Below are 25,081 nucleotides of genomic sequence, written 5' to 3'. Positions count from 1 at the left end.
ACTAACGAGGCGAATATGTCCGATTTACTGAGTGTGGCAAAGCTGGCTGGCGTCTCGCGCGCAACAGCAGCTCGTGCCTTCTCTGATCCCCATCTGCTGCGGCCGGATACCTTAAATAAGGTGCTGGCGGCATCGGAGCAACTGGGTTTTCGCCCCAACCACATCGCCCGCCAGTTACGCACACAAAACTCGACGACCCTCGGGGTGCTGCTGCCTTCTCTGCTTAACCCGATTTTCTCGCAACAGTTGCAGGCGATGGAGCGTGAAGCGCGTCAGGCCGGGTTTGGCCTGCTGGTGGCGACCAGTGATTATCAGCCCGAACGCGAAGCGGCGATTGTTGAACATATGCTGCGCCAGCGGGTGGCGGGACTGGTGTTAACCGTGGCCGATGCAGACAACAGCGCGGTGCTGCATACCCTGCATGAGGCGCAAATGCCGTTTGTGCTGGCGCATAACGTGCCGCAGCACAGCGACTGGCCTGCGGTTTGCGTTGATAACCGCCAGGCGATGCGTGAAGCCACCGATCATCTGCTGCAACTCGGGCACCGGCATATCGGCATGATTGCCGGACCGATGCTGCAATCCGATCGCGCCCGTCTGCGTTATCAGGGCTATTGCGACGCCATGCAGCAGGCGGCCCTGCCGGTGATTGAAATGCCCAGCCACACCCATTCCGATTTCGCGCTGCTGCAACCCTGGTTGCAGGGCGAGTCGGCGCTGACGGCGGTAATTTGCACCAATGATCTGCTGGCGATCAGCCTGATTGGTGACGCCCAGCGCGCCGGAGTACGCATTCCACAACAACTTTCAGTGATGGGATTTGATGGCATCGATATCGGTGAACAAATTGCCCCCTCACTGGCAAGCGTGGCGCAGCCTGGCGATCGGCTGGGTTCCTGCGCCATTGAGATGCTTTTACAACAGGCCAGCCGCGGCACACGCGTACTGGCACATCGACTGCGGCCAGGTGAAAGCGTGGCGGCACCGGTTTTTTCCTTTATTGCCAACACCAGGGAACCATCATGAAATTGCATAAAAAAGTCAAAATCATTGCCGGGGCGCTGGCCCTGACGCTCGGTTCGCTACTCAGCGCGCAGACGCAGGCGGCAGAAACCGCCATTTGCTACAACTGCCCACCGGAATGGGCTGACTGGGGCACGCAGCTCAAAGCTATCGCCAAAGACACCGGCATTCAGGTGCCGCAGGACAACAAAAACTCCGGCCAGGCGCTGGCACAGATGGTGGCTGAACAGGCTAACCCGGTGGCGGATGTGGTGTATTACGGTGTCAGCTTTGGTATCCAGGCAGACAGCGCCGGTGTCATCGCCAGCTATAAACCCAAACACTGGGATGAGATCCCGGCGGGCATGAAAGATCCTAACGGTAAATGGGTCGCGCTGCATTCGGGCACCATGGGCTTTATGGTCAACGTGGATGCACTGGGTGGCGCGCCGATCCCGCAATCCTGGAATGACCTGCTGAAGCCGGAATACAAAGGCATGATCGGCTACCTCGATCCGGCCAGCGCCTTTGTTGGCTATGTAGCGGCAGTGGCGGTAAACCAGGCACTGGGCGGCAACATGCACGACTTTACGCCGGGTCTGGACTGGTTCAAAAAATTGCAGGCGAATCAGCCGATTGTGCCGAAACAAACCGCCTATGCGCGTCTGCTCTCCGGCGAGATCCCGATTCTGCTCGATTACGACTTCAACGCCTATCGCGCCAAATATAAAGACCATGCCAATGTGGCCTTTGTGATCCCGAAAGAGGGCACCGTCACCGTGCCGTATGTCATCAGCCTGGTGAAGAACGCGCCGCATGAAGCTAACGGCAAGAAAGTGATCGATTACGTGCTGTCGGACAAAGGGCAGGCCATCTGGGCCAACGCTTTCCTGCGCCCGGTACGTACTTCTGCCATGTCGCCTGAAGCGAAGAAATACTTCCTGCCGGACAGCGATTACGCGCGTGCCAAAACGGTTGATTACCAGCAGATGGCCGATGCGCAGAAAGCCTTCTCTGCCCGTTATCTGAGTGAGATCCATTAATGTCGCAGTCCGACATCCTGGCGGCCTCGTGCCGCCAGACGCGTAAATGGCCGGGCAGCCGCTGGCTGTGGCTGACGCTGCCCGCGCTGTTGTTCTTCTGTGCGTTCTGGCTGCTGCCGTTTGCCCGCTTGCTGCAAATCGGCATGCAGGCTGACCGCACCACTCAGCACAGCGGTTACTGGACGGTAATCAGCCAGCCGCAATATTTAGTCAGCCTGCTGAATACCGTGCTGTTGTCGCTGGCGGTGACGCTGGTGACGTTGTTAATCGCCGCCAGTGTTGGTTGCTTTCTGGCGCGTCAGCGCTTTGCCGGTCGCGGCATCCTGCTGGCGTTACTGACCTTCCCGCTGGCGTTTCCCGGTGTGGTGGTGGGCTTTCTGGTGGTGATGCTGGCGGGCCGCCAGGGGTTGCTGGCACAGATCAGTATGAGCCTGGTGCATGAGCGCTGGACGCTGGCCTATTCGCTGGTCGGATTGTTTATCGGTTATCTCTACTTTTCACTGCCACGCGCCATCGTCACGCTGGTGGCGGCCAGTGAAAAACTCGATCGTTCGCTGGAAGAAGCCGCGCGTTCGCTCGGTGCCAGTCAATGGCGCATCACCTGGGATGTGATCGTCCCCGGACTGCAACCAGCGCTGCTCTCCACTGGCGCGCTGTGCTTTGCCACCAGTATGGGGGCGTTTGGTACCGCCTTTACGCTCGGTACCGATTTAGCGGTGTTGCCGCTGACCATTTATGGCGAATTCACTAACTACGCCAACTTTGCCACCGCCGCAGCGTTGTCGGTGGTGATGGGGGGCGTTGCCTGGCTGGCACTGATGCTGGCACGTCGTCTGGCGCATCGTTCGACGAAGGAGGCGGTATGAATCGTCGTGGACTCTTTACCCTGCAACTGCTGATCACCACGCTCACCGCGCTGTTTATGCTGGTGCCGGTGGTGCTGTCGATGCTGGCCGGGGTGACCAACAACTATTTTATTGGCCTGCGCAGCGGACTGACGCTGAAGTGGGTGGAGCAGGTGTGGCAGATGTACGCCGACACCTTCTGGCTGTCGTTACTGATTGCGCTGTGCTGTCTGCTGGTCACGCTGGTGATCGGTGTGCCTGCCGCCTGGGGATTGCTGAAAGCACCGGGCCGCTGGGCGGCACGCATTGAAGAATGCCTGATGCTGCCGGTGGCGCTGCCGGGCTTAGCCACTGCGCTCGGTATCATCCTGTTATATGGTCAGTTTTCCAGCCTGCGCGACAGCTGGCTGTTTATCCTGATCGGTCACGTACTCTTTACGCTGCCATTTATGATGCGCCCGGTGCTGGCGGTGATGCAGGCGGTGGATATGCCGCGCCTGGAAGAAGCCTCCGCCAGCCTCGGTGCCGGGTTCTGGCAGCGCTTCTTCACCGTGGTGGTACCCAATTGCCGCAACGGCATTCTTGCCGGGGCGTTTATGGTCATCACTTTATCGGTGGGGGAGTTCAACATCACCTGGATGTTGCACACGCCGCTGACCAAAACCTTGCCAGTGGGCCTGGCCGATAGCTATGCCTCAATGCGGCTGGAAGTGGGTTCGGCCTATACCCTGATTTTTATTCTGATGATTCTGCCGTTGTTGCTGCTGCTGAATGCGCTCAATCAATGGCTTAACCGCGCAGTTGCGCGCCAACATAAGGAACCGGCATGAACAACGCTGCCGTAACCGTGACGCTGCGGAACTGCTCGCGTCGCTTTCACCACCACCTGGCGCTGCATCCTCTCGATCTGACGGTGAATGCCGGAGAAACCCTGGTGCTGCTTGGCCCTTCGGGCTGCGGTAAAACCACCACGCTGCGCATTATCAGCGGGCTGGAGAGCTGCGATGCCGGTGGCGAAGTGTGGTTTGACGGGCGCAACGTCACCGATTTGCCGATTGAAAAACGCAATGTCGGCATGGTGTTCCAGAACTACGCGCTGTTTCCCAATCTGAACGTGGCCGACAACGTGGCTTACGGCCTGAAAGTGCAGGGCGTGCCGCGTGCGGAGCGGGAGGCGCGGGTGAAAGAGATGCTGGCGCTGGTGGACCTCAGCGCGCTGGCACAGCGCAGTATCGACAAACTCTCTGGCGGGCAGAAGCAACGCGTGGCGTTGGCCCGTGCGCTGGCGGCTCGCCCGAAAGTCTTGCTGTTTGACGAGCCGCTGGCGGCGCTGGATGCCCGTCTGCGTGACCGTCTGCGTCTGGAGATCGGGGCGCTGCTGAAGCAGCTGGCGATCACCGCGGTGTACGTCACCCACGATCAGCAGGAAGCGATGGCGCTTGGCGATCGGATTGCGGTGATGGAACACGGGCGGCTGGTGCAAATCGATACGCCGCAGCGCATTTATCAGCATCCGGCTTCGAAGTTCGTGGCTGATTTTGTCGGGGCGATTAACTGCGTTGATGTGGATGCGCGTGGTAATCCCCAGCGTTTTTGCCGCCCGGAAGATGTGCTGCTGGCGAGTGATAACCGTTATACGCGCCAGGGTTTTGTCGTCGCCAGTACCTTCCTTGGCGCGTCACAGCGGCTGGTGATCGATATTGGTCTGGCCGCACCGATTCAGGTTGATCGTCATGCACGCGAAGCCTGGCATGCCGGGCAACCGGTGAGCTGGTCGCTGGCGCAGGACGCCGCCCTCCAATTTTCTGCTTCCTGAGGAATAAAGATTGTCTGAAGTCATGACGCTGATTGCGCAAATCAGCGATTTACATATCAAGGCGCAGGGTCGCCTGTCGTATAAAAAAGTGGATACCCAGGCGGCATTGTTGCGGGTGATTGATACGCTGAATCAGCTGCGCCCACGCCCGGATGTGGTGGTGATTACCGGCGATTTGGTCGATTTTGGCTTGCCGGAAGAGTATCAAACTCTGCGTCAGGCGCTGCAAGGGCTGCAACTGCCTTACCTTCTGATGCCGGGCAATCATGATGACCGCCAGGCATTACGCGCGGCCTTCCCGGAACACAGGTATCTGCAACGTGGGGAAACCCTCAACTGGCAAACCCGTGTTAACGGTGTGCAACTGCTGGCGCTGGATTCCAGCGTGCCGCAGCAGCCGTGGGGGTATGTTGATGAAGCGCAGCTGCTATGGCTGGACGAGCAGTTGAAAAACGCACCCGACACGCCAACCCTGGTGATGCTGCATCATCCGCCTTTTATTACCGGCATCGGCCATATGGATAAACAACCACTGCGCAACCCTGACGCACTGGCGGCAGTGATTCGCCAGCATCCGCAGGTAGAACGCGTGCTCAGCGGCCATCTGCACCGATCGATTCAGGCGCGTTTCGCGGGTACCCTGGCCTGCACGGCTCCGGGGGTATCGCATCAGGTGGCGTTTGATTTGTCCGCAGATGGCCCGGCCAACTTTGTGCTGGAACCGCCGGGTTTTCTACTGCATCGCTGGCATCCACAGCAGGGAATGACGACGCATCTGTGTGCCATTGGTGATTATCCAGGGCCTTTTCCGTTTTACGATATTAACGGCTTAATCGACTAATTAGCGCCAGATATAAGCAAAAGAAATCGTGTGCCGACAGGATGCTTCGTGCTCAAATTGAGTTGCGGGTGTACAATCCTCTGTTACCTCACCAGGGTATGTACCACCAACAATAACAATACTGTCAGGCACTCGAATTATGAACAGACTCATCATGGTGGAACCACCATGTTAATGCGCATCCGGCCAAAAACCGATCTGCGCACGCTGATCACGCTGCTGGCGATCACCAGTATTGTTATCACGCTGGCTAACGCCCTATACGCAACATGGCGTGTGCAACGCATGGTCCTGATCGAGAGTACCCTCGAAGCCAACCGCGCTTATGCCACCAAACTGGCCGCCACCACCGAAGTTTTCTTTCAGCTGGCACAATCTCAGCTGCACTACAGCGCGACCCAACTGGGCAAAGATTTCGACAATACCGAACTGGCGCAGCAGGAAGTGAATCGCCTGCGCGAACAGACCAGCAGCTTCAACTCAGTGGCGGTGGTGAACACCGATGGCGTGGTGATAGCCATCTCGCCGGAATCGCTGATGCTGAAAGGCATGAAGCTCACCAGCCAGGCCTCACGCGAAGCGCTGGCAAAGCGCCAGCCGATGGTCAGCAAACCGACCCTTTCTGCCGCCAATAACCTGCTGGTGTTTGTCTCCTGGCCGATCTGGAGCAAAGAAGGTCGCTACCTGGGTTATGTCGGCGGCACTATTTATCTGAAGAAGAAAAGCATTCTGAACGAGCTGCTGGGCGAGCAATATTATCGTGATGGCACCCATGTTTACGTGCTGGATCGCAATAACCAGGTGCTGTATCACCAGAACAACCAGCTGATTGGTAAAAGCGTGCCGGGCATCATCAGCGACAGTCAGCGTCAGGAGCAAACCAATGGTTCACTGCAACTGACTGAGGAAGGAACGGCGAAACTGGCCGGTTACGCGATTGTGCCGACCACTGGCTGGATGGTAGTGGCGCTGAAACCTACCGATGTCACCCTGGCTCCGCTCTCAGGATTGCTGTTGAAAGTGTTGAAAAACTCGGTGCCCTTTGCCTTGTTAACGCTGCTGGTGGCGGTGATTCTGGCGCGTCTGATCGCGCTGCCATTGTGGCAGCTGGCGCGTAAGGCCAGCCAGATGGATGCCCAAAGCGTGTCGGGTGAGATTGGCGGCATTCGTGCCTGGTACTTTGAAGCCGCGCAGGTCAAACGCGCGATGCTGACCGGTATCAATCTGGTGCAGGACAAAATTGGTCGGCTGAAGTCTGAAGTGCAGACCGATCCGCTGACCAACCTGCTGAACCGGCGTGGCCTGAGCGCGGTGCTGGATTATTTCAATGCCATGCGCCAGCCGTTTGCGGTGCTGGCACTGGATATCGACCATTTCAAACGCGTGAATGATAACTTTGGTCATGATGTGGGCGATGAAGTGATCAAAAAAATCGCCCAGGCCCTGAGCCACAGTGCGCGCGCCACTGACGTGGTGTGCCGCAACGGCGGCGAAGAGTTTCTGATGTTGCTGCCCGGCACCACGGCCGAAGAAGCGCGGATTATTGCCGAGCGGTTACGCAACAATATTGCTGACAGCAGGATCGAAACGGTCGGCAACATCACCATTTCTGTCGGCATTGCCCTGTGGCAGCCGGAAAATGGCACCCAGGAGCAGAGCCTGAAACAGGCCGATGCGGCTTTATATCAGGCGAAGAACGCCGGACGTAACTGCGTTATGATTGCCGGACAGGACGCGCTGGTCAGCAGTATCACTCGTTAAACAGTAGCCTGTTCATCAGCCGGAATTTCAGTACAATCGTCATCCCGTTTGACCTCAGGCAACGAAAGTTATGCTGGCTCTGCTTATTCAATGGTACAGACGTCGTTTCAGTGATCCCGAGGCGATTGGCCTGGTGGTGATTCTGCTGGCGGCGTTCTGCATCCTGTTCTTCTTCAGTGGCCTGCTGGCCCCGCTGCTGGTGGCCGTGGTACTGGCTTACCTGCTGGAGTGGCCCACTGTGCGCCTGCAACGGGTCGGCTGTAGCCGCACCTGGGCTACCAGCATTGTGCTGGTGCTGTTCGGTAGCATCGTGCTGGTGATGGGATTGATTGTCGTGCCCGTGGCGTGGCAGCAAAGTATCAACCTGACCCACGACCTCCCCAACATGCTGAACAAACTCTACCAGTTTGCCGCCGGGCTGCCGAAACGTTACCCGGCGCTGGTGGATGCCGGCATCATCGATATCGTGGTCGAGAACCTGCGCAGTCGCCTTACCGGGCTGGGTGATTCGCTGGTGAAATATTCGCTGGCGTCGCTGGTCGGGTTGATGACGCTGATGATTTATCTGGTGCTGGTGCCGCTGATGGTGTTTTTCCTGCTGAAAGACAAAGAGCAGATGCTCAATGCGGTACGTCGCGTATTACCACGTAATCGTGGTCTGGCGGGCATCGTGTGGCAGGAGATGAATCAGCAAATCACCAACTACATTCGCGGCAAAGTGCTGGAAATGCTGGCGGTGGGCGTGGTGAGCTGGCTGGCATTTGTGTTGCTCGGCCTTAATTACGCGTTGCTGCTGGCCGTGCTGGTGGGGATTTCCGTATTGATCCCCTATATCGGGGCGATGCTGGTGACCATTCCGGTGATTGGCGTCGGCCTGTTCCAGTGGGGACTGGGCAGCGATTTCTGGACCATGTTTGTGGTGTATCTGGTGGTTCAGGGGCTGGATGGCAACATACTGGTCCCGATTCTGTTCTCCGAGGCGGTCAACCTGCATCCGCTGGTGATCATTTTATCGGTGGTGATTTTCGGTGGGTTGTGGGGCTTCTGGGGCGTGTTCTTTGCCATCCCACTGGCGACATTAATCAAAGCCGTGGTGCGCGCCTGGCCGGAAGAGACGATCGTAAGCTAAATAAAACGGGTGCGCATGGCGCACCCGTGAGTATCAGGCTGACTGCAGGTAATCCAGCACGATGTCGTGGTGGTTCGACGTTTTGAAGTCGTCAAACACCTTCTCCACCTTGCCATCACCAGCGATCAGGAAGCTGATGCGGTGAATGCCGTCATAGGTTTTCCCCATAAAGGATTTCTCTCCCCAGACGCCAAACTGCTCGCACACCTGATGATCTTCATCAGACAGCAGCGTGAAGTTCAGCATCTCTTTTTCGGCAAAACGTGACAGCTTTTCTGGTTTGTCAGTGCTGATGCCCAGCACTTCTACGCCGACTTTTTTCAGATCATCCATGTTGTCGCGCAGACCACAGGCCTGCACGGTGCAACCTGGGGTCATGGCTTTCGGATAGAAATAGACCAGAACGCGCTGTCCCTGGAAGTCGGCCAAATTTACTTGTTCGCCATCCTGATCGGGCAAGCTAAATTTCGGTGCGGTATCACCGGCTTTCAGTGGATTCATCACAACTCTCCATTTTTTTCTTTCATGCTGTGGGTAATACACCATCAGGACCAAAAGTGCCAGGTGGAGTTTACCGTCAGGGTTATTTCCGCACACTGTTTACCCGTTTGGGCAGAGTGTGTGACGAAATAACCCGGAGGCCTGATCAGTGCCCGGCAGGGGTGCTGGCAGCGCTGTACAGACGAATCGTACCCTGGGCGTGCAGTTCCTGACAGAGTTGATTAAACGCCGGTTCGATGCTGGCACCTTCAACGCTGTGCGCGGTCATCTGAATATACAGCGTGGGTGGCACGCCATCCTGCGCGGGTTGAATACGCGAAACCAGCTCGGCGATATTCATCTGATGCTTATCAAACAAATCGGTGAAGCGCTCAATGATATGCGGTGAATCCGGTACTTCTACCTGCACCCAGACGGTGGCGGGCATCGGCGGGGTGATGCGCGCATTGGTGCGCTTCATCACAATCAGCAATTCCAGCTCCGCGCCTTTCATCGGCAGAGTGGATTCAATCAGGGTGATGGCATTCCAGCTTCCGGAGAGCAGCATAATAAAGGTGAATTCATCACCGAGCATCGCCAGACGACTGTCTTCGATATTGCAGCCGCAGCTGCTGACATGGCGGGTGATGGTATTCACGATACCGGGACGATCAACGCCCAACGCGGTGATCACCAGGTGGTGAGGCTGTGGCTGCGACAAAATGACATTTCCTGTGTGTTCGCTAATAACCATAAGGTAAACATAAAAAAAACTGCTGACAAGCGCTTGAATGGCGTGGCTCGCTTGCTTTTCCCTCGGCGTAAAACGTACCATGAGGCACTTGTATGTCGAGGGGATCGCCCATGTTCACCGGAAGTATTGTTGCGCTCGTTACGCCAATGAATGACAAAGGTAATGTCTGCCGCGCGAGTTTGAAAAAACTGATTGATTATCATGTCGCCAGCGGCACCGCGGCGATTGTTTCTGTTGGCACCACCGGCGAATCTGCCACCCTCAGCCATGAAGAACATGGCGAAGTGGTGATGATGACCCTCGAACTGGCCGATGGCCGCATCCCGGTGATTGCCGGAACCGGCGCGAATGCCACCGCCGAGGGGATTTCCCTCACCAAACGCTTCACCGGCACCGGTGTGGTAGGCTGCCTGACGGTGACGCCTTACTATAACCGTCCGACCCAGGAAGGCCTGTTCCAGCATTTCAAAGCGATTGCCGAAAGTACTGATCTGCCGCAGATGCTGTACAACGTCCCTTCCCGTACCGGTTGCGACATGCTGCCGGAGACGGTTGCTCGTCTGGCCGAAATCAAAAATATTATCGGAATCAAAGAGGCAACCGGGAACTTATCGCGGGTTAGTCAGATCCAAGAGCTGGTTGATGATGAATTCATTCTGGTGAGTGGCGATGACGGCACTGCACTGGACTTCATGCAACTGGGCGGCAAAGGCGTTATTTCGGTCACGGCCAACATTGCGGCACGTGAAATGGTTGAACTGTGCGCGCTGGCGCAGCAGGGCAACTTTGCCGAAGCGCGTCGCCTGAATCAGCGTCTGATGCACCTGCACCAGACGCTTTTCTGTGAACCCAATCCTATCCCGGTGAAATGGGCCGCGAAACAACTAGGATTAATCGCGGATGACACGCTGCGTTTGCCAATGACGCCGCTGACCGAAGCCGGTCAGGCCAAAACGGCGCAGGCATTGATCAAAGCGGGTCTGCGATAATTTAGGGAGAATCAATGAGTTATTCAGTTAAGCGCTCGACGCTGGCAACGGTGGTGGGTCTTTCCACCCTGATGCTGCTGTCAGCTTGTTCCAGCGATCAGCGTTATAAGCGCCAGGTCAGCGGTGATGAATCTTACCTGCAGGCGCCTGAACTGCATGATTTAAAAGCCCCGGCGGGGATGATTCTGCCTCTGCAGAATGGTGATTACGACGTGCCGCACGCGGTCGCCAAAGGCGCAGTGGGTAAAGAGCTGGATATTCGTCCGCCTGCCCAGCCGCTGGCACTGATGAACGGTACACGTGCCCAGTTCACCGGCAATACCGGTGTGCTGGCGGTGGAAAGCAGCCGTGGTTCCATCTGGCCGCAGGTGGTCAACGTGGTGCAATCGTACAAATTCCCGATTGCCCAGCGTGATGATGCCGGACAACAGCTGACCACCGATTGGGTGCAGTGGAACCGTGCGGATGAAGACAATCAGTATCGTGGTCGTTACCAGGTCAGCGTGCAGAACCAGAGCTATCAGCAGGTGCTGACGGTGCGTCTGCTGGAACTGCAACAGTCAGGCAAGACCGTGACTGCACCGGTACAAATCCAGCGCTACACCGCGCAGATGCTGAACGACATCAGCACCGGTATGGATAAGATCGATACTGCCAGCCAGGATGCCGCAGCCGGTCGTGGTGTTGGACAGATTGCCGTCCAGAGCGGTGCCGATGACACCGGTCTGCCGCTGTTGATTCTGCGTTCACCGTTCAACCTCACCTGGCAGCGTCTGCCAGCGGCGCTGAAACGCGCAGGTATGGAAGTGACCGACAGCAACCGCTCGCAGGGTAGCCTGAACGTCACCTACAAACAGCCGGGTAGCGGCGCGTGGGATGATATCGGTGCCAAAGATCCGGGCTTACCGAACGGCGATTACAAATTGCAGGTCGGCGATCTCGATAACCGCAGCAGTCTGCAGTTCATCGATCCTAAAGGTCACGTGCTGACTCAGTCGCAGAATGATGCGCTGGTGGCGGTGATGCAGGGCGCAATCAACAAATAAATTGCCTCAGGCCGGAGAATATCCGGCCTTTTTTTTGAGATTTTGGCATAATAGCGCCCGGCGAGGTAAACGATTGCGTATTGCCGCCGTGCAGTGGGTAACCATTGCTGAACACGGGTTCTTTCATGTTTGGAGTTAACAAGATGCAAAAGCGAGCTGAGTTGTATCGCGGTAAAGCGAAAACCGTATACAGCACCGACAATCCGGATCTGCTGGTACTTGAATTCCGCAACGATACGTCAGCAGGAGACGGTGCACGAATCGAGCAGTTTGATCGCAAAGGGATGGTGAATAACAAGTTCAACCATTTCATCATGACCAAATTGCAGGAAGCGGGCATTCCGACCCAGATGGAAGCGCTGCTGTCGGATAACGAAGCGCTGGTGAAAAAGCTGGAGATGGTGCCGGTGGAGTGCGTGGTGCGCAACCGTGCGGCAGGATCGCTGGTAAAACGTCTGGGTGTGGAAGAGGGCATGTTGCTCAATCCACCGCTGTTTGATCTCTTCCTGAAAGATGACGCCAAACACGACCCGATGGTGAACGAATCTTACTGCGAAACCTTCGGCTGGGTGAGTAAAGAGAATCTGGCGCGTATGCGTGAGCTGACCTACAAAGCCAACGACGTGCTGAGCAAAATGTTTGATGACGCCGGTCTGATCCTGGTGGACTTCAAGCTGGAGTTTGGTCTGTTCAAAGGCGAAGTGGTGCTGGGCGATGAGTTCTCGCCAGACGGCGCGCGTCTGTGGGACAAAGAAACCATGGACAAAATGGACAAAGACCGTTTCCGTCAGAGCCTCGGTGGCCTGATCGAAGCCTATGAAGAAGTGGCGCACCGCCTGGGTGTGAAACTGGATTAATTGTTGGTCAGAGACCGGCAAATACCGTAACGGCGCGATTTATCGCGCTGTTTTTTTATGTGCCGCGTTTAAAATCGCAAAGGGATTGCGCGATAAATCGCAAAGGAATTGCGCGATAAATCGCGCCGCTACGGGCTGGTGCTTCCTGCTGCTGCCATCTAAAATCATGCAAAGTTAATTTGATGAACAAAGGAGCACGCCATGCGCTGGCAGGGACGTCGCGAAAGCGACAATGTGGAAGACCGACGTGACCAGTCGCCAGGTGGTTACGAGGGGCGACAAATACGTCTGCCGCGTGGTAAAGGCGGTATCATCTTATTAATCATCGTCGCAGTGGCCGGTTATTACGGCTATGACCTGACGGCGCTGTTCGAAGGTGGCGGCAACCTCACTCCCACCACTCAGCAACATCAACGCGCCAACCCGGCGCAGGATGAAGCGGCAAAATTCACCTCGGTGATTCTGGCCACCACCGAAGATACCTGGAGCAAGCTGTTCCAGCAGATGGGCAAGCAGTACGTGCCGCCCAAACTGGTGATGTATCGTGGTGCCACCCGCACCGGTTGTGGCACCGGTCAGTCAGTGATGGGACCGTTCTACTGCCCAACGGATCAAACCGTTTATATCGACCTGTCATTTTACGATGAGATGAAAACCAAACTCGGCGCGGGGGGGGACTTTGCCCAGGGCTATGTGATCGCCCACGAAGTCGGCCATCACGTACAGAAACTGCTGGGTATCGAACCGAAAGTGCGCCAGATGCAGCAGGGTGCCAGCCAGACGCAGGTCAATCAGCTCTCGGTGAAAATGGAGCTACAGGCAGACTGCTTTGCCGGTGTCTGGGGCCATTATATGCAGCAGCAGAATATCCTCGAAGTGGGTGATTTGCAGGAAGCCCTGAATGCCGCCGAGGCGATTGGTGATGACCGCCTGCAACAAAAAAGCCAGGGGCGGGTGGTGCCGGACAGCTTTACCCACGGCACCTCGCAGCAGCGTTATACCTGGTTTAAACGCGGTTTCGACAGCGGTAATCCCGGGCAATGCAACACCTTCGCCACTAACGGATGAATTTGCCTGACATCAGCACGGCGATGCAGCGGGCAGGCATTCGCCGTTTATGCGTGATAAGCGGCAGCAGCGACTGGACGCAGCAGAAGGCCAGTGTCTGGCGGGCGGCGTTACCCGGTGACTGGCTGACCATCAGCGAGTTAAACGTACCTGATGTCGCTTCTCACCCGCCAGCAGCACTGCGCACCCTGCTGGGTCGCGAATTTCATCACGCCATTTTCGATGCTCGCCACGGTTTCCATGCGGAAGCCTTTGCCGCACTGGCGGGTACGCTGACCGCCGGAAGCTGGCTGCTGCTACTGACGCCACCCTGGCAGGAATGGGCCACCCGGCCTGATGCCGACAGCCTGCGTTGGGCGGACGTCAGCCAGCCGATTGCCACGCCGCATTTCACCCGTCAGCTGCAACAACAGATGCTGGCGGATGCGCAAATTATGCTGCTGCGTGAAGGGCTTCCGGTGCGGGAACCGGCTACGACCGTTTTTCCTGACTGGCATTGCCAGGCCCCGCAGCAACAGCAGCGCATCCTGCAACAATTGCTCACCATGCCTGCGGGCGTGGCCGTTATCACCGCCGCGCGCGGGCGTGGGAAGTCGGCGCTGGCCGGGATGCTGGCGCAGCAAAATGGTCATTGCCTCGTCACCGCTCCCGCCAAAGTCTCTACCGATGTGCTGGCGCAGTTCGCCGGGGAACATTTTCACTTTATCGCCCCGGATGCGTTGCTGGCGCAGGAACCCCCGCCAGATGCCTCATGGCTGATTATCGACGAAGCCGCTGCCATCCCCGCACCGCTGTTGTCGCAGCTGGTGGCGCGTTTCCCACGGGTATTACTGACCACCACCGTGCAGGGTTACGAAGGCACCGGGCGCGGGTTTATGCTGCGCTTCTGTGCCTCATTGCCGGATGTGTGTTATTTCACGCTGGATGAGCCGCTACGCTGGTCTCCCGAGGATCCGCTGGAAGCCTGGTTGAGTCACGCGTTGTTATTTGAGGATGCGCAGGAGAGCGAGGCCCCAGCTGAGATGACGCTGTTTCCAGCGACGCCGGAGCTTCATCCTGAAGCATTGGCGGCGGGTTATCGTCTGCTTTCCAGTGCGCACTATCGCACCACGCCGCTCGATTTACGGCGCATGCTGGATGCGCCGGGGATGCGTTTCTGGCTGGCCGGGACACCCGACAACGTGCAGGGAGCGCTGTGGCTGGTGGAAGAGGGAGGACTGGATGCTTCACTGGCCTGGGCGGTATGGGCTGGGGTGCGCCGTCCGCGCGGCAACCTGGTGGCTCAGTCGCTGGCGGCCCATGCGGGCTTTCCTGAGGCTGCCACGCTGCGTTCACAGCGTATCAGCCGTATCGCGGTGATGGCCGCCGTGCGGCAACGCGGCATCGGTAGCGCGCTGGTGGCGGCTGCGCGTCAGCAGGCACAGGGCTGCGATTATCTCTCGGTCAGTTTTGGTTATACGGAAACCTTGTGGCGCTTCTGGCAGCGCTGTGGTTTCACTCTGGTGCGCATCGGTTCCCAGCGCGAAGCCAGCAGCGGCTGCTATGCCGCGATGGCAATGCTGGCGCTGACGCCAGCCGCGCAGGCGTTACAGCAGCAGGCGGCACGGCGTCTGGCGCGTGACTGGCGCTGGCTGCAACAGTTAATCGGGCTGGATTTACCGCTGGTGGCGCATGATGCGCAGCAAGTTGATGAAGATGACCTCGCGCTGCTTGCCGGTTTTGCCTGGGCGCAACGTCCGTGGGAGGCCAGCTATGCCGCGTTACAGCGTCTGATACGCCAGACCCCGCTGCATCTGCCGCTGTTACACGCCATACTTATGCAAAAACAAGCGCTGAGTGAGGTGGCTCGTCAGGCCGGGATCAGCGGGCGCAAAGCATTGATGATAAAGCTACGTGCCGAGGTGGCTCAGGCGCTGCAACAGCGGGACGCCAGCATGGACGTAAGCTGGCAACAGCGGCTTGCTTCGTTGCAATAAATCCATTATCTCGTTCAAATTTTCCCAATATCACTCGCCAGGCAGTGGCGTATAGTGATGTCAGGAGGATGTTATGGCACTACATTATGTAATTGTTCAGCAACCGAGCACCGATCCCGCCCAGCTGTTTCTGCTGTACCACGGCGTGAACGATAACCCGGAATCAATGGCGCAAATTGGCAGCTGGTTTGCCCGTGCTTTCCCGGAAGCGCAGGTGGTGGCGGTTGGCGCGCCTTTGCCCGGCAGCGTTCCCCAGGGGCGTAAATGGTTTGCCGAAATTCCGGCGCACGATCGTTCGGAGCAACAGGGCGTCAACGCGGCGATGCCGGAGTTTGTTGAGTCGGTGCGTCACTGGCAACAGCAGAGTGGCGTGCGGCCTGAAGCGACGGCGCTGATTGGCTTCTCGCAGGGTAGCACCATGGTGCTGGAAGGGGTGAAAGCGCAGCCTGATCTGGCCGGGCGCGTGGTGGCATTCAGCGGACGTTATGCCACGCTGCCGGAGCGTGCCAGTACCCGTACCACCATCCATCTGATTCATGGCGACTATGATGATCAGATCCCGATGCAGCATGCAGAAGAAGCAGCACAGCGCTTAACCGCGCTGGGTGGCGATGTGACGCTGGATATTGTTGAAGATTTGCCACATGCCATTGACCATCGCAGCATGGAACTGGCGCTGAACCATCTGCGCTATACCGTGCCAAAGCGTTATTTTGACGAGGCGCTGAGCGGTGCCAAACCTGGCGATGACGATGTGGTGATGATGGTATAAGCAAAAATTTGCCTGTGTCGTAGCGGCGCGATTTATCGCGCATCTTTTAGCCGGTATACGGTAAGAAATGCGCGATAAATCGCGCCGCTACAATGGGGTGTGATTTATTGCCAGTGTTTATTTTTTCTTCGGCCAGTCGTCATCATCGTCCCACTTGTCGTTGAAATCGCGATGCGGCGGCAGATCCGGTTTGTTATCCATGAATTTTTTATGATCGATACGTTTCAGGTCTTTATAAACGTTCATCAAAATACCGACCATCAGCAGGATCACCAGGATCCACCAATACTCTTTCAACCATTCCATTTGCCCGCTCCTTATGCGTGTCCTCAGGCGATCAGCTGTTCCATGATGCGCTGATACATGCGGCTCAACATCTGCAAATCTGACGCCTTCACGCACTCATTGATTTTATGAATGGTGGCATTCACCGGACCGAGTTCTACCACCTGTGCTCCCATACGGGCGATGAAACGTCCGTCAGAGGTGCCGCCGGTCGTTAACAGCTGCGGCCTGATTTCATTATAGTGCGCCACAGCGTTCACTACGGCATCCACCAGTTTACCGCGCGACGTCAGGAACGGCTGGCCGGAAAGTTTCCACTCCAGCGTGTAGTGCAACTGGTAGCGATCGAGCAGGGCGGCAACGCGATCGCGGATCATTTGATCGGTCAGTTCGGTGCTGAAACGGAAATTGAATTGTACGAAAAACTCGCCGGGGATCACGTTGTTGCTGCCGGTACCCGCCTGCACGTTAGCAATTTGCATGCTGGTTGGCGGGAAGAATTCGTTACCCTGATCCCACTCGGTAGCGACCAGTTCATTTAACGCGGGCATGGCGCGATGCACCGGGTTATCCGCCAGATGTGGATAAGCTACGTGGCCTTGCACACCGTGAATGGTCAGGTTGGCGGTGATCGAGCCACGACGGCCATTTTTCACCACATCACCCACCACTTCGGTGCTGGAAGGTTCACCCACCAGGCAGTAATCCATCCGCTCATGACGCGCCATCAGACGCTCAACCACTTTTACCGTGCCGTTAGCGGCGCTGGCTTCTTCGTCTGAGGTAATCAGAAAGGCGAGGCGGCCCTTGTGATTCGGGTGCGCGGCGACGAAACGTTCTGCGGCAACCACCATCGCGGCCAGCGAGCCTTTCATATCCGCAGCACCACGGCCAAACAGCATGCCATCGCGGATGGTGGGTTCGAATGGGGGATTGATCCAGCGGTTGGCGTCGCCCGGAGGCACCACGTCGGTGTGACCGGCAAACGCCAGGGTTTCTCCCTGACCACGCGTTGCCCAGAAATTCAGGGTATCGTCAATGTGCATCGGTTCCACGGTGAAGCCAATGGCTTCCAGTCGGGCAATCAGCAGCGCCTGACAACCCGCATCGTCCGGGCTGAGGGAAGGACGGCGAATCAGCTGCTGAGCCAGCTCAATAACCGGACAGAACATGTTATGACTTCTCCTGGATAAACGCGTGATAAAGGGATTCATTGAAGCCGACCAGCAAGTCACCATTGGCAGCCGCCAGTACCGGACGTTTGATTACCGCGGGCTGTGCCAGCATGATGGCTTTGGCGCTGTCAGCATCCTGCACCGCTGCGCGTTCCGCTTCCGGCAGTTTGCGCCAGGTGGTGCCACGGGTGTTAAGCAGCGGCTCATAGCCAAGCTGATCAATAAACGACTGCAACAGGGCATCGTCCACGCCATCAACGCGGTAATCATGGAAACGATAATCGATGCCAGAAGCCTCTAAATATCGGCGAGCTTTTTTAATGGTGTCACAATTTTTAATGCCGTAGAGCTGGAACATAGTATTTGACTACTCTTTTAGCGTGAAGATTAATTGCGTGGTCGGCCAGGGATTGTAACAAGGTTGCCAGAGGGGATAACAGCGATCTCTCATCCCCCCGGGCAATAAAGCGCTGGTCTGTCGCTGTATGAAGATAATAACTATCAAATCGTTTGATATAAACGAGTATTACCTATCAATTGAGGTGTTTTAATCTAGTCGCAAATTAAAAAAGCGGAGAGCAACATGAGCAATTCCAACGAAACAACCCCGTCAGCAGCCAAATGCCCTTTCCACCAGGGCGCCGATTTGCCTGCTGCGGGTGGCGGAACCAACAACCGTGACTGGTGGCCTAAGCAGTTGCGTGTCGATTTACTGAATCAGCATTCCAATCGTTCGAATCCCCTCGGTGAAAACTTCAACTATCGCGAAGCCTTTAGCCAGCTCGATTACTTTGCCCTGAAAGCCGACCTGAAAGCACTGCTCACCGACTCTCAACCCTGGTGGCCTGCCGACTGGGGTAACTATGCCGGTCTGTTTATTCGCATGGCCTGGCATAGCGCAGGGACCTACCGTATGACCGATGGTCGCGGCGGTTCCGGTCGCGGTCAGCAGCGCTTTTCGCCTCTGAACTCCTGGCCGGATAACGTCAGCCTGGATAAAGCGCGCCGCCTGCTGTGGCCGGTGAAACAAAAATATGGTCAGAAAATTTCCTGGGCCGACCTCTATATCCTGGCGGGGAACGTGGCGCTGGAAAACGCTGGTTTCCGCACCTTTGGTTTCGGTGCCGGACGTGAGGATGTCTGGGAACCGGATCAGGATGTGAACTGGGGTGATGAGAAAACCTGGTTGAGCCATCGTCATCCTGAAGCGCTGGCGAAAAATCCGCTCTCCGCGACAGAAATGGGCCTGATTTACGTTAACCCGGAAGGTCCGAACGCCAGCGGCGATCCGGCTTCTGCCGCCCCGGCCATCCGTGCCACCTTCGGCAATATGGGCATGGACGATGAAGAAACCGTGGCGCTGATTGCCGGTGGTCATACGCTGGGTAAAACCCACGGTGCCGGTGCAGCCAGCCATGTGGGTGCAGAACCGGAAGCCGCCCCGCTGGAATCACAGGGCTTCGGCTGGCAAAGCAGCTACAACAGCGGTGTCGGTGCGGATGCCATCACTTCCGGCCTGGAAGTGGTATGGACGCAAACCCCGACGCAGTGGAGCAACTACTTCTTCGAGAATCTGTTCAAATACGAGTGGGTTAAAACGCACAGCCCGGCAGGCGCAATCCAGTATGAAGCGGTTGACGCACCGGAAATCATTCCAGACCCGTTTGACCCGGCGAAAAAACGTAAGCCGACCATGCTGGTGACCGACCTGACGCTGCGTTTTGATCCTGAATTCGAGAAAATCTCACGTCGTTTCCTGAATAACCCGCAGGCGTTTAATGAAGCCTTCGCCCGTGCCTGGTTTAAACTGACCCACCGCGATATGGGGCCGATTGCACGTTACTTAGGCCCGGAAGTGCCAAAAGAAGCGTTGATCTGGCAGGATCCGCTGCCGACGCCGTCGCATAACCCGACGCCCGCTGACATCGATAACCTGAAAGCGGCGATTGCCGATACCGGATTGTCGGTGGGTGAGCTGGTCTCTGTTGCCTGGGCTTCAGCCTCAACCTTCCGTGGTGGTGATAAACGCGGTGGTGCCAACGGTGCCCGTGTGGCGTTAGCGCCGCAGAACAGCTGGGAAGTCAATGCCAGCATTCAGCCTGCGTTGAACAAATTGATCGCTGTGCAACAGGCATCCGGTAAAGCTTCGCTGGCCGATGTGATTGTGCTGGCGGGCGTGGTCGGCGTAGAGCAGGCAGCGCAGGCGGCCAATGTGGCGGTGAAAGTGCCGTTCACCTCGGGTCGCGTGGATGCCACTCAGGAGCAAACTGATGTGGAAGCCTTCGCGCTGCTGGAACCGGGCTATGATGGTTTCCGCAATTACCAGCGTGCAGGCACCACTCAGGAAGCTGAAACGCAGCTGATCGATAAAGCACAGCAACTGACGTTAACCCCACCAGAGCTGACGGCGCTGGTCGGTGGTTTGCGCGTACTGGGTGCCAACTTCGATGGTAGCGATCACGGCGTGTTTACCAGCCGTAAGGGTGTGCTGAGCAACGATTTCTTTGTCAATCTGCTGGATATGGGCAATGAGTGGAAATCGGTTGATCAGGCGAAAGGACTGTATGAAGGTCGTGAGCGCAGCAGCGGTGTGGTTAAATTCAGCGCCACCCGTGCCGATCTGGTGTTCGGTTCTAACGCCATTCTGCGCGCGCTGGCGGAAGTGTACGCCAGCAGTGATGGCGGTGAGAAGTTGGTCCATGACTTCGTGGCGGCCTGGACCAAAGTGATGAATCTTGATCGTTTCTAAGTTGTAAATCGGGCTTCCGGGAGCGATCCCGGAAGTCTTTTTCCTGATATTGCGCGATAAATCGCGCCGTTACGGATTCTGCCAAAACTCCTGCCGTTTAGTACCAGTAACCGCTTTCATTAGCCCCGTGAATAATTGCCCGCCGCACCATAAGCCTGATCAGAATCTTCCTAATCAAAAAATTGTGCTACGCGTTGTCACCAGGAATTTTCTTCCACTACGTTAGGGGTTTGCTGAAATGTGCGTCAGTACACAATTTGAGCAAATTACAGCTTTTGCCAGCTTTTGCCGATACAGATAACAGGTGGAAGCGTATTCACCTGTAGAAAAAAACGGCGTACACTCGGCGGCACAATAAGAGAGGGTATTATGGTTGACACTGAACTGGGGAACTGGAAAGAATTTATTGACGCGATGTTACGTAAGTAATCCGCGAAGAGAAAAGCAGGGCACATCCCCAACTTGCTGTAATTCTTACCAAACAAAAAATAAGGCAGCCGATAATCAGGCTGCCTTAATTTTTTATCGCTTAATCATGCGGCTTGTCTTTCAACGGGAAGCGGCGGCGCACCAGCACAAAGAACAGCGGCACAAAGAAGATCGCCAGCACGGTCGCGGAAATCATCCCACCCATCACCCCTGTTCCCACCGCGTGCTGGCTGCCGGAACCGGCACCCGCGCTGATCGCCATAGGCAGCACACCAAAGATAAATGCCAGCGAGGTCATCAGGATCGGACGCAGACGCTGACGTGAGGCTTCCAGTGTGGCTTCGATTAACTCACGTCCTTTGCTGTTGATCTCGTTAGCGAATTCCACAATCAGAATGGCGTTCTTCGCCGACAACCCAATCACCGTCAGCAGTCCGACCTGGAAATAGACATCGTTTTCCAGCCCGCGTAGCCAGGTGGCGATTAATGCCCCCACCACGCCGAGTGGCACTACCAGCATCACCGAGAACGGAATCGACCAACTTTCATACAGCGCCGCCAGACACAGGAACACCACCAGTAACGAAATGGCATACAGCGCCGGGGCCTGCGAACCGGAGAGGCGTTCCTGATAAGACGCGCCAGTCCACTGGAAGCCCACGCCCAGCGGCAACTGACTCACCAGCTTCTCCATCACGTCCATCGCCGTACCGCTACTGACGCCGTTGGCGGCTTCACCGACAATCTCCAGCGATGAATAACCGTTATAACGCTCCAGACGTGGTGAACCCACTTCCCAGCGGCTGGTGGCGAAGGCAGAGAAGGGCACCATGGTGCCGCTGCTGTTACGGACATACCATTTATTGATGTCATCCGGCAGCATGCGGAATTCCGGGGCTGCCTGGACGTAAACCTTTTTGACACGGCCACGGTCAATAAAATCATTAACGTAGGTCGAACCCCAGGCAGTGGTCAGGGTATCGTTGATGATATCTACTGATACCCCCAGCGCCTGTGCCTTGCGCTGGTCAACATCAATCTGCAACTGCGGGCTGTCGTCGAGGCCGTTGTGACGCACACGCGATAGCTGCGGGTTGCTGGCTGCCAGCTCCAGCAACTTATCGCGCATGGCCATCAGCGCCGTGTGCCCGATACCGCCGTGGTCCTGCAATTCTAAATCGAAGCCGGAAGAGCTGCCGAGGCCCGTAATCGCCGGTGGGCTGCTGGCGATAACCCTGGCTTCCCGGATCTTGTGGAAGGCTTTGGTGGCACGATCGATGATGGCAAAGGAGGTGCGATCGGAACCTGGGCGTTCCTCCCAATCCTTGAGGCGGATAAACAGACGCGCCACGTTCTGGCCGTTACCGCCAGGGCCAGCACCGATGGTGGAGAAGACGGACAGCACGTTATCTTTCTCGGCGGTCATATAATAATTTTCCACCTTCGCCACCACGTTGGAGGTTTGCTCCAGCGTGGCTCCCGGCGGCAATTGCACCTGGGTCAGAAATACCCCACGGTCTTCCTGTGGCAGGAACGAAGTGGGCAGGCGGATAAACAGAAAGGCCATCAGGCCGATGATCACCAGATAGATCAACATCCAGCGGCCGCTTTTCACCAGAATGCGCGCCACGCCGCGCTCATAGCGTTCGGCATTGCTGTTGAACACGCGGTTAAACCAGCCAAAAAAGCCACGGCGACCATGATGCTGACCCTGAGTCAGCGGCTTCAGCAGGGTGGAGCACAGCGCCGGGGTGAGGATCAGCGCCACCAGCACTGACAGCACCATCGCCGAGACGATGGTAATGGAGAACTGGCGGTAAATTGCGCCGACGGTACCGCCAAAAAAGGCCATCGGCACAAACACCGCTGATAACACCAGCGCAATGCCGACCAGCGCCCCCTGAATCTGCCCCATCGATTTGCGTGTCGCAGCCCGTGGCGATAATCCTTCCTCGCTCATGATGCGCTCGACGTTTTCGACGACGACGATGGCATCATCCACCAGCAGCCCGATGGCCAGCACCGTCGCGAACATGGTGAGGGTATTGATACTGTAACCACAGGCGTAGAGCACCGCGAAGGTACCCAGCAAGACCACCGGCACTGCAATGGTCGGGATCAGCGTGGCGCGGAAGTTTTGCAGGAACAGGTACATCACCAGGAATACCAGCAGGATGGCTTCCAGCAGGGTTTTCACCACATCGGTGATAGAAGCTTTGACGAACGGCGTGGTTTCGTAGGCGATCTTCGCCTCCAGTCCGTGCGGGAAATACTGCGACAGCTCGGCAACGCGGGCGCGTACCAGCTTATCGGTATTCATCTCATTGGCACCGGACGCCAGTTTAATACCGAGGCCGGAAGCGGGCTGCCCGTTGTAGCGGCTGAGATAATCATATTTTTCGGCACCCAGAGCGACATCGGCCACATCGCCCAGCGTGACCACCGAACCATCAGGATTGGTTTTCAGGGTAATGGCTTTGAATTGCTCCGGGGTTTGCAGCATCGACTGGGCATTGACCGTGGCGTTAAGCGCCTGCTTCGCCACTGACGGCAATCCTCCAACCTGGCCCACCGCCACCTGATTGTTCTGTGATTCAATCGCACTCACCACATCATCGGTGGTCAGCGCATAGGCTATCAGCTTGTTCGGATCGAGCCAGATACGCATCGAATATTGCGAACCATAGGCATCAACCTCGCCAACGCCATCGATACGGCTGAGCGGATCCTGAATGTTACTGGCGACATAATCTGAAATATCCTGTTTGTCCATACTTCCGTCGGTAGAAACAAAAGCAATCATCAGGATATTGCTGTCGCCGGTTTTATTGACCGTCACCCCCTGCGATTGCACCGCCGCAGGCAGTTTACGCAAGGCGGATTGTAGCTGGTTTTGCACCTGCTGACGGGCTTCGTCGGGGTCGGTACCGGCAGTAAAGGTGAGGGTGATTTGTGCCTGACCGATGTTGCTGCTGTTCGAGGACATGTACATCAGGTGATCGATGCCGGTCATGTTCTGCTCGATAACCTGAGTGACGGTGTTCTCCAGCGTTTCTGCTGAGGCACCGGGATAGTTGGCGGTGATGCGCACGTTAGGCGGCGCGAGGTCGGGATATTGCTCAACCGGCAGCGAGATGATCGCCAGTGTGCCGCATAAGCAAAGTAAAATCGCCAGAACCCAGGCAAAAATGGGGCGGTCGATAAAAAAATTCGACATGGAACCGACACTCCTCAGCTGCGTATTTTTTACTTTTATTATCAGAAGCGTGAACCCTGGCTGGGTTCACGCTGGCGGAGTGGAAGCGCTATCCTGGGACATCTCCTGCCGCAGCTTACTCTACGCGGCGCAAATTAGAGAATCGTGGAGAAATTATGGAGAAAGTGTAAATCTCCCGACGGGTTTTGGTGATGTGCTAAACATTGCGGCTTTCCAGCCAAAGGACGGTGGCAGCCACGCGCGAGCGCACGTCGAGCTTGCGCAGCATATTACGGATGTGCACCTTCACCGTCTCTTCCGAAATATGCAGGGTGTTAGCAATCTCTTTATTTGACAATCCGCGCGCGACTTCCTGTAGCACATCCAATTCGCGTTCGGTTAACAGGCGGAAGGGGTTAGAACTGTGGGGGCGGTTCTCCAGATATTCAACGACCACCTCGCTGAACACATTTTCACCTTGTGCGCCGCGCATAATTTGCTGCAGCAACTGCTCAGGTTCGCTGTCCTTCAATAAGTAACCGTCGGCACCGGCATCAACCATGGCGTAGATATCATTACGGGCGTCCGAGACGGTGAGTACCAGGATGCGTGATGAGATTTCCTCATTACGCAGTGCCTTCAGCGTATCCAGCCCCGACATCCCTTTCATATTGAGATCGAGCAGAATGACGTCAGGTGCCAGGCGACGGGCCTCGGCCAGCGCCTCGGTGCCATTATTGGCCTCGGCGACCACCTGTAACTGCGGTTCCAGAGCCAGCAACTGGCGAATGCCACGGCGCATCAGCGGGTGGTCATCAACGATCATAATTGTCAGAGTTTGCAGTTCCATATTCTCTCCAATAAACGG

The 25,081-nt window shown here is 56.6% G+C and carries 23 protein-coding genes; 16 read left to right on the top strand and 7 right to left on the bottom strand.

What is annotated here, in order from left to right:
- The first annotated feature begins 15 nt into the window (after nt 1-15).
- The 8 genes from HA50_RS14375 (at nt 16) to HA50_RS14340 (ending at nt 8,437) form a co-directional block, all read left to right on the top strand.
- Nucleotides 16-1,026 (top strand): LacI family DNA-binding transcriptional regulator, encoded by a 1,011-nt coding sequence (locus HA50_RS14375; protein WP_084876273.1) that lies wholly within the window; start codon nt 16-18, stop codon nt 1,024-1,026.
- Nucleotides 1,023-2,045 carry an ABC transporter substrate-binding protein gene (locus HA50_RS14370; protein ID WP_084876272.1) on the top strand — a complete coding sequence of 341 codons (1,023 nt, stop codon included), beginning with the start codon at nt 1,023-1,025 and terminating at the stop codon, nt 2,043-2,045. Before HA50_RS14375 ends, HA50_RS14370 begins: the two co-directional genes overlap by 4 nt.
- On the top strand, nt 2,045-2,911 hold the full coding sequence (locus HA50_RS14365) for an ABC transporter permease (RefSeq protein ID WP_084876271.1): 867 nt from the start codon (nt 2,045-2,047) through the stop codon (nt 2,909-2,911). Before HA50_RS14370 ends, HA50_RS14365 begins: the two co-directional genes overlap by 1 nt.
- Nucleotides 2,908-3,720: an ABC transporter permease gene (locus HA50_RS14360; RefSeq protein WP_084876270.1), complete on the top strand. Its 813-nt coding sequence runs from the start codon at nt 2,908-2,910 to the stop codon at nt 3,718-3,720. Before HA50_RS14365 ends, HA50_RS14360 begins: the two co-directional genes overlap by 4 nt.
- Nucleotides 3,717-4,706: an ABC transporter ATP-binding protein gene (locus tag HA50_RS14355; RefSeq protein ID WP_084876269.1), complete on the top strand. Its 990-nt coding sequence runs from the start codon at nt 3,717-3,719 to the stop codon at nt 4,704-4,706. Before HA50_RS14360 ends, HA50_RS14355 begins: the two co-directional genes overlap by 4 nt.
- 22 nt (nt 4,707-4,728) lie before the next feature.
- Nucleotides 4,729-5,547: a phosphodiesterase gene (locus tag HA50_RS14350; RefSeq protein ID WP_420851472.1), complete on the top strand. Its 819-nt coding sequence runs from the start codon at nt 4,729-4,731 to the stop codon at nt 5,545-5,547.
- A gap of 168 nt (nt 5,548-5,715) precedes the next feature.
- Complete coding sequence (locus tag HA50_RS14345) at nt 5,716-7,308, top strand: sensor domain-containing diguanylate cyclase (protein ID WP_084876267.1); 1,593 nt, start codon at nt 5,716-5,718, stop codon at nt 7,306-7,308.
- Nucleotides 7,309-7,378: 70 nt separating this feature from the next.
- Nucleotides 7,379-8,437, top strand: coding sequence for an AI-2E family transporter (locus HA50_RS14340; protein WP_084876266.1), 1,059 nt, complete (start codon nt 7,379-7,381; stop codon nt 8,435-8,437).
- 33 nt (nt 8,438-8,470) lie between these two features.
- Here HA50_RS14340 and bcp read toward each other — a convergent pair whose 3' ends face one another.
- Nucleotides 8,471-8,938 carry a thioredoxin-dependent thiol peroxidase gene (gene bcp, locus HA50_RS14335; RefSeq protein WP_084876265.1) on the bottom strand — a complete coding sequence of 156 codons (468 nt, stop codon included), beginning with the start codon at nt 8,936-8,938 and terminating at the stop codon, nt 8,471-8,473.
- A gap of 145 nt (nt 8,939-9,083) precedes the next feature.
- The gene (locus tag HA50_RS14330) at nt 9,084-9,638 is read right to left on the bottom strand and encodes a glycine cleavage system transcriptional repressor (RefSeq protein ID WP_084876264.1); all 555 of its coding nucleotides are present in this window, start codon (nt 9,636-9,638) and stop codon (nt 9,084-9,086) included.
- A gap of 143 nt (nt 9,639-9,781) precedes the next feature.
- Between HA50_RS14330 and dapA the strand changes: the two genes are divergently transcribed.
- The 6 genes from dapA (at nt 9,782) to ypfH (ending at nt 16,379) form a co-directional block, all read left to right on the top strand.
- A complete protein-coding gene (dapA, locus tag HA50_RS14325) occupies nt 9,782-10,660 on the top strand; it encodes a 4-hydroxy-tetrahydrodipicolinate synthase (protein WP_084876263.1) in 879 nt (292 codons plus the stop codon).
- Between the two features lie 14 nt (nt 10,661-10,674).
- Complete coding sequence (gene bamC / locus HA50_RS14320) at nt 10,675-11,706, top strand: outer membrane protein assembly factor BamC (protein ID WP_084876262.1); 1,032 nt, start codon at nt 10,675-10,677, stop codon at nt 11,704-11,706.
- 143 nt (nt 11,707-11,849) lie between these two features.
- A complete protein-coding gene (gene purC, locus HA50_RS14315; RefSeq protein ID WP_013510031.1) occupies nt 11,850-12,563 on the top strand; it encodes a phosphoribosylaminoimidazolesuccinocarboxamide synthase in 714 nt (237 codons plus the stop codon).
- A gap of 201 nt (nt 12,564-12,764) precedes the next feature.
- Nucleotides 12,765-13,631: a KPN_02809 family neutral zinc metallopeptidase gene (gene ypfJ, locus HA50_RS14310; RefSeq protein ID WP_084876261.1), complete on the top strand. Its 867-nt coding sequence runs from the start codon at nt 12,765-12,767 to the stop codon at nt 13,629-13,631.
- Nucleotides 13,628-15,607 (top strand): tRNA(Met) cytidine acetyltransferase TmcA, encoded by a 1,980-nt coding sequence (locus HA50_RS14305; protein WP_084876260.1) that lies wholly within the window; start codon nt 13,628-13,630, stop codon nt 15,605-15,607. The genes ypfJ and HA50_RS14305 overlap by 4 nt, the downstream gene beginning before the upstream one ends.
- A 73-nt stretch (nt 15,608-15,680) precedes the next feature.
- Nucleotides 15,681-16,379 (top strand): esterase, encoded by a 699-nt coding sequence (ypfH, locus tag HA50_RS14300; RefSeq protein WP_084876259.1) that lies wholly within the window; start codon nt 15,681-15,683, stop codon nt 16,377-16,379.
- Between the two features lie 117 nt (nt 16,380-16,496).
- Here the strand turns inward: ypfH and HA50_RS14295 are convergent, their stop codons facing one another.
- From HA50_RS14295 to HA50_RS14285, 3 genes are read right to left on the bottom strand one after another with little or no spacing between them, the layout of a single operon-like run.
- Nucleotides 16,497-16,685: a YpfN family protein gene (locus tag HA50_RS14295; RefSeq protein ID WP_084876258.1), complete on the bottom strand. Its 189-nt coding sequence runs from the start codon at nt 16,683-16,685 to the stop codon at nt 16,497-16,499.
- A gap of 23 nt (nt 16,686-16,708) precedes the next feature.
- Nucleotides 16,709-17,836 carry a succinyl-diaminopimelate desuccinylase gene (dapE, locus tag HA50_RS14290; protein ID WP_084876257.1) on the bottom strand — a complete coding sequence of 376 codons (1,128 nt, stop codon included), beginning with the start codon at nt 17,834-17,836 and terminating at the stop codon, nt 16,709-16,711.
- 1 nt (nt 17,837) lies between these two features.
- Nucleotides 17,838-18,197: an ArsC family reductase gene (locus HA50_RS14285; protein WP_084876256.1), complete on the bottom strand. Its 360-nt coding sequence runs from the start codon at nt 18,195-18,197 to the stop codon at nt 17,838-17,840.
- Between the two features lie 225 nt (nt 18,198-18,422).
- On the opposite strand from HA50_RS14285, the gene katG reads away from it, so the two are divergent.
- Both katG and ypfM read left to right on the top strand, forming a co-directional pair.
- Nucleotides 18,423-20,588, top strand: coding sequence for a catalase/peroxidase HPI (katG, locus tag HA50_RS14280; protein ID WP_084876255.1), 2,166 nt, complete (start codon nt 18,423-18,425; stop codon nt 20,586-20,588).
- A 369-nt stretch (nt 20,589-20,957) separates the two neighbouring features.
- Nucleotides 20,958-21,017: a protein YpfM gene (ypfM, locus tag HA50_RS32140; RefSeq protein WP_139810981.1), complete on the top strand. Its 60-nt coding sequence runs from the start codon at nt 20,958-20,960 to the stop codon at nt 21,015-21,017.
- Between the two features lie 100 nt (nt 21,018-21,117).
- On the opposite strand, the gene acrD is transcribed toward ypfM, so the two are convergent.
- Nucleotides 21,118-24,234: a multidrug efflux RND transporter permease AcrD gene (gene acrD / locus HA50_RS14275; protein WP_084876254.1), complete on the bottom strand. Its 3,117-nt coding sequence runs from the start codon at nt 24,232-24,234 to the stop codon at nt 21,118-21,120.
- 196 nt (nt 24,235-24,430) lie between these two features.
- Nucleotides 24,431-25,063 (bottom strand): response regulator, encoded by a 633-nt coding sequence (locus HA50_RS14270; protein WP_084876253.1) that lies wholly within the window; start codon nt 25,061-25,063, stop codon nt 24,431-24,433.
- Between the last annotated feature and the right edge of the window lie 18 nt (nt 25,064-25,081).

This window comes from Pantoea cypripedii (assembly GCF_002095535.1).
Classification (GTDB): domain Bacteria; phylum Pseudomonadota; class Gammaproteobacteria; order Enterobacterales; family Enterobacteriaceae; genus Pantoea; species Pantoea cypripedii.
Note: the sequence above shows the minus strand (reverse complement) of the source record. Positions and strands in the feature narration are given on the sequence as shown.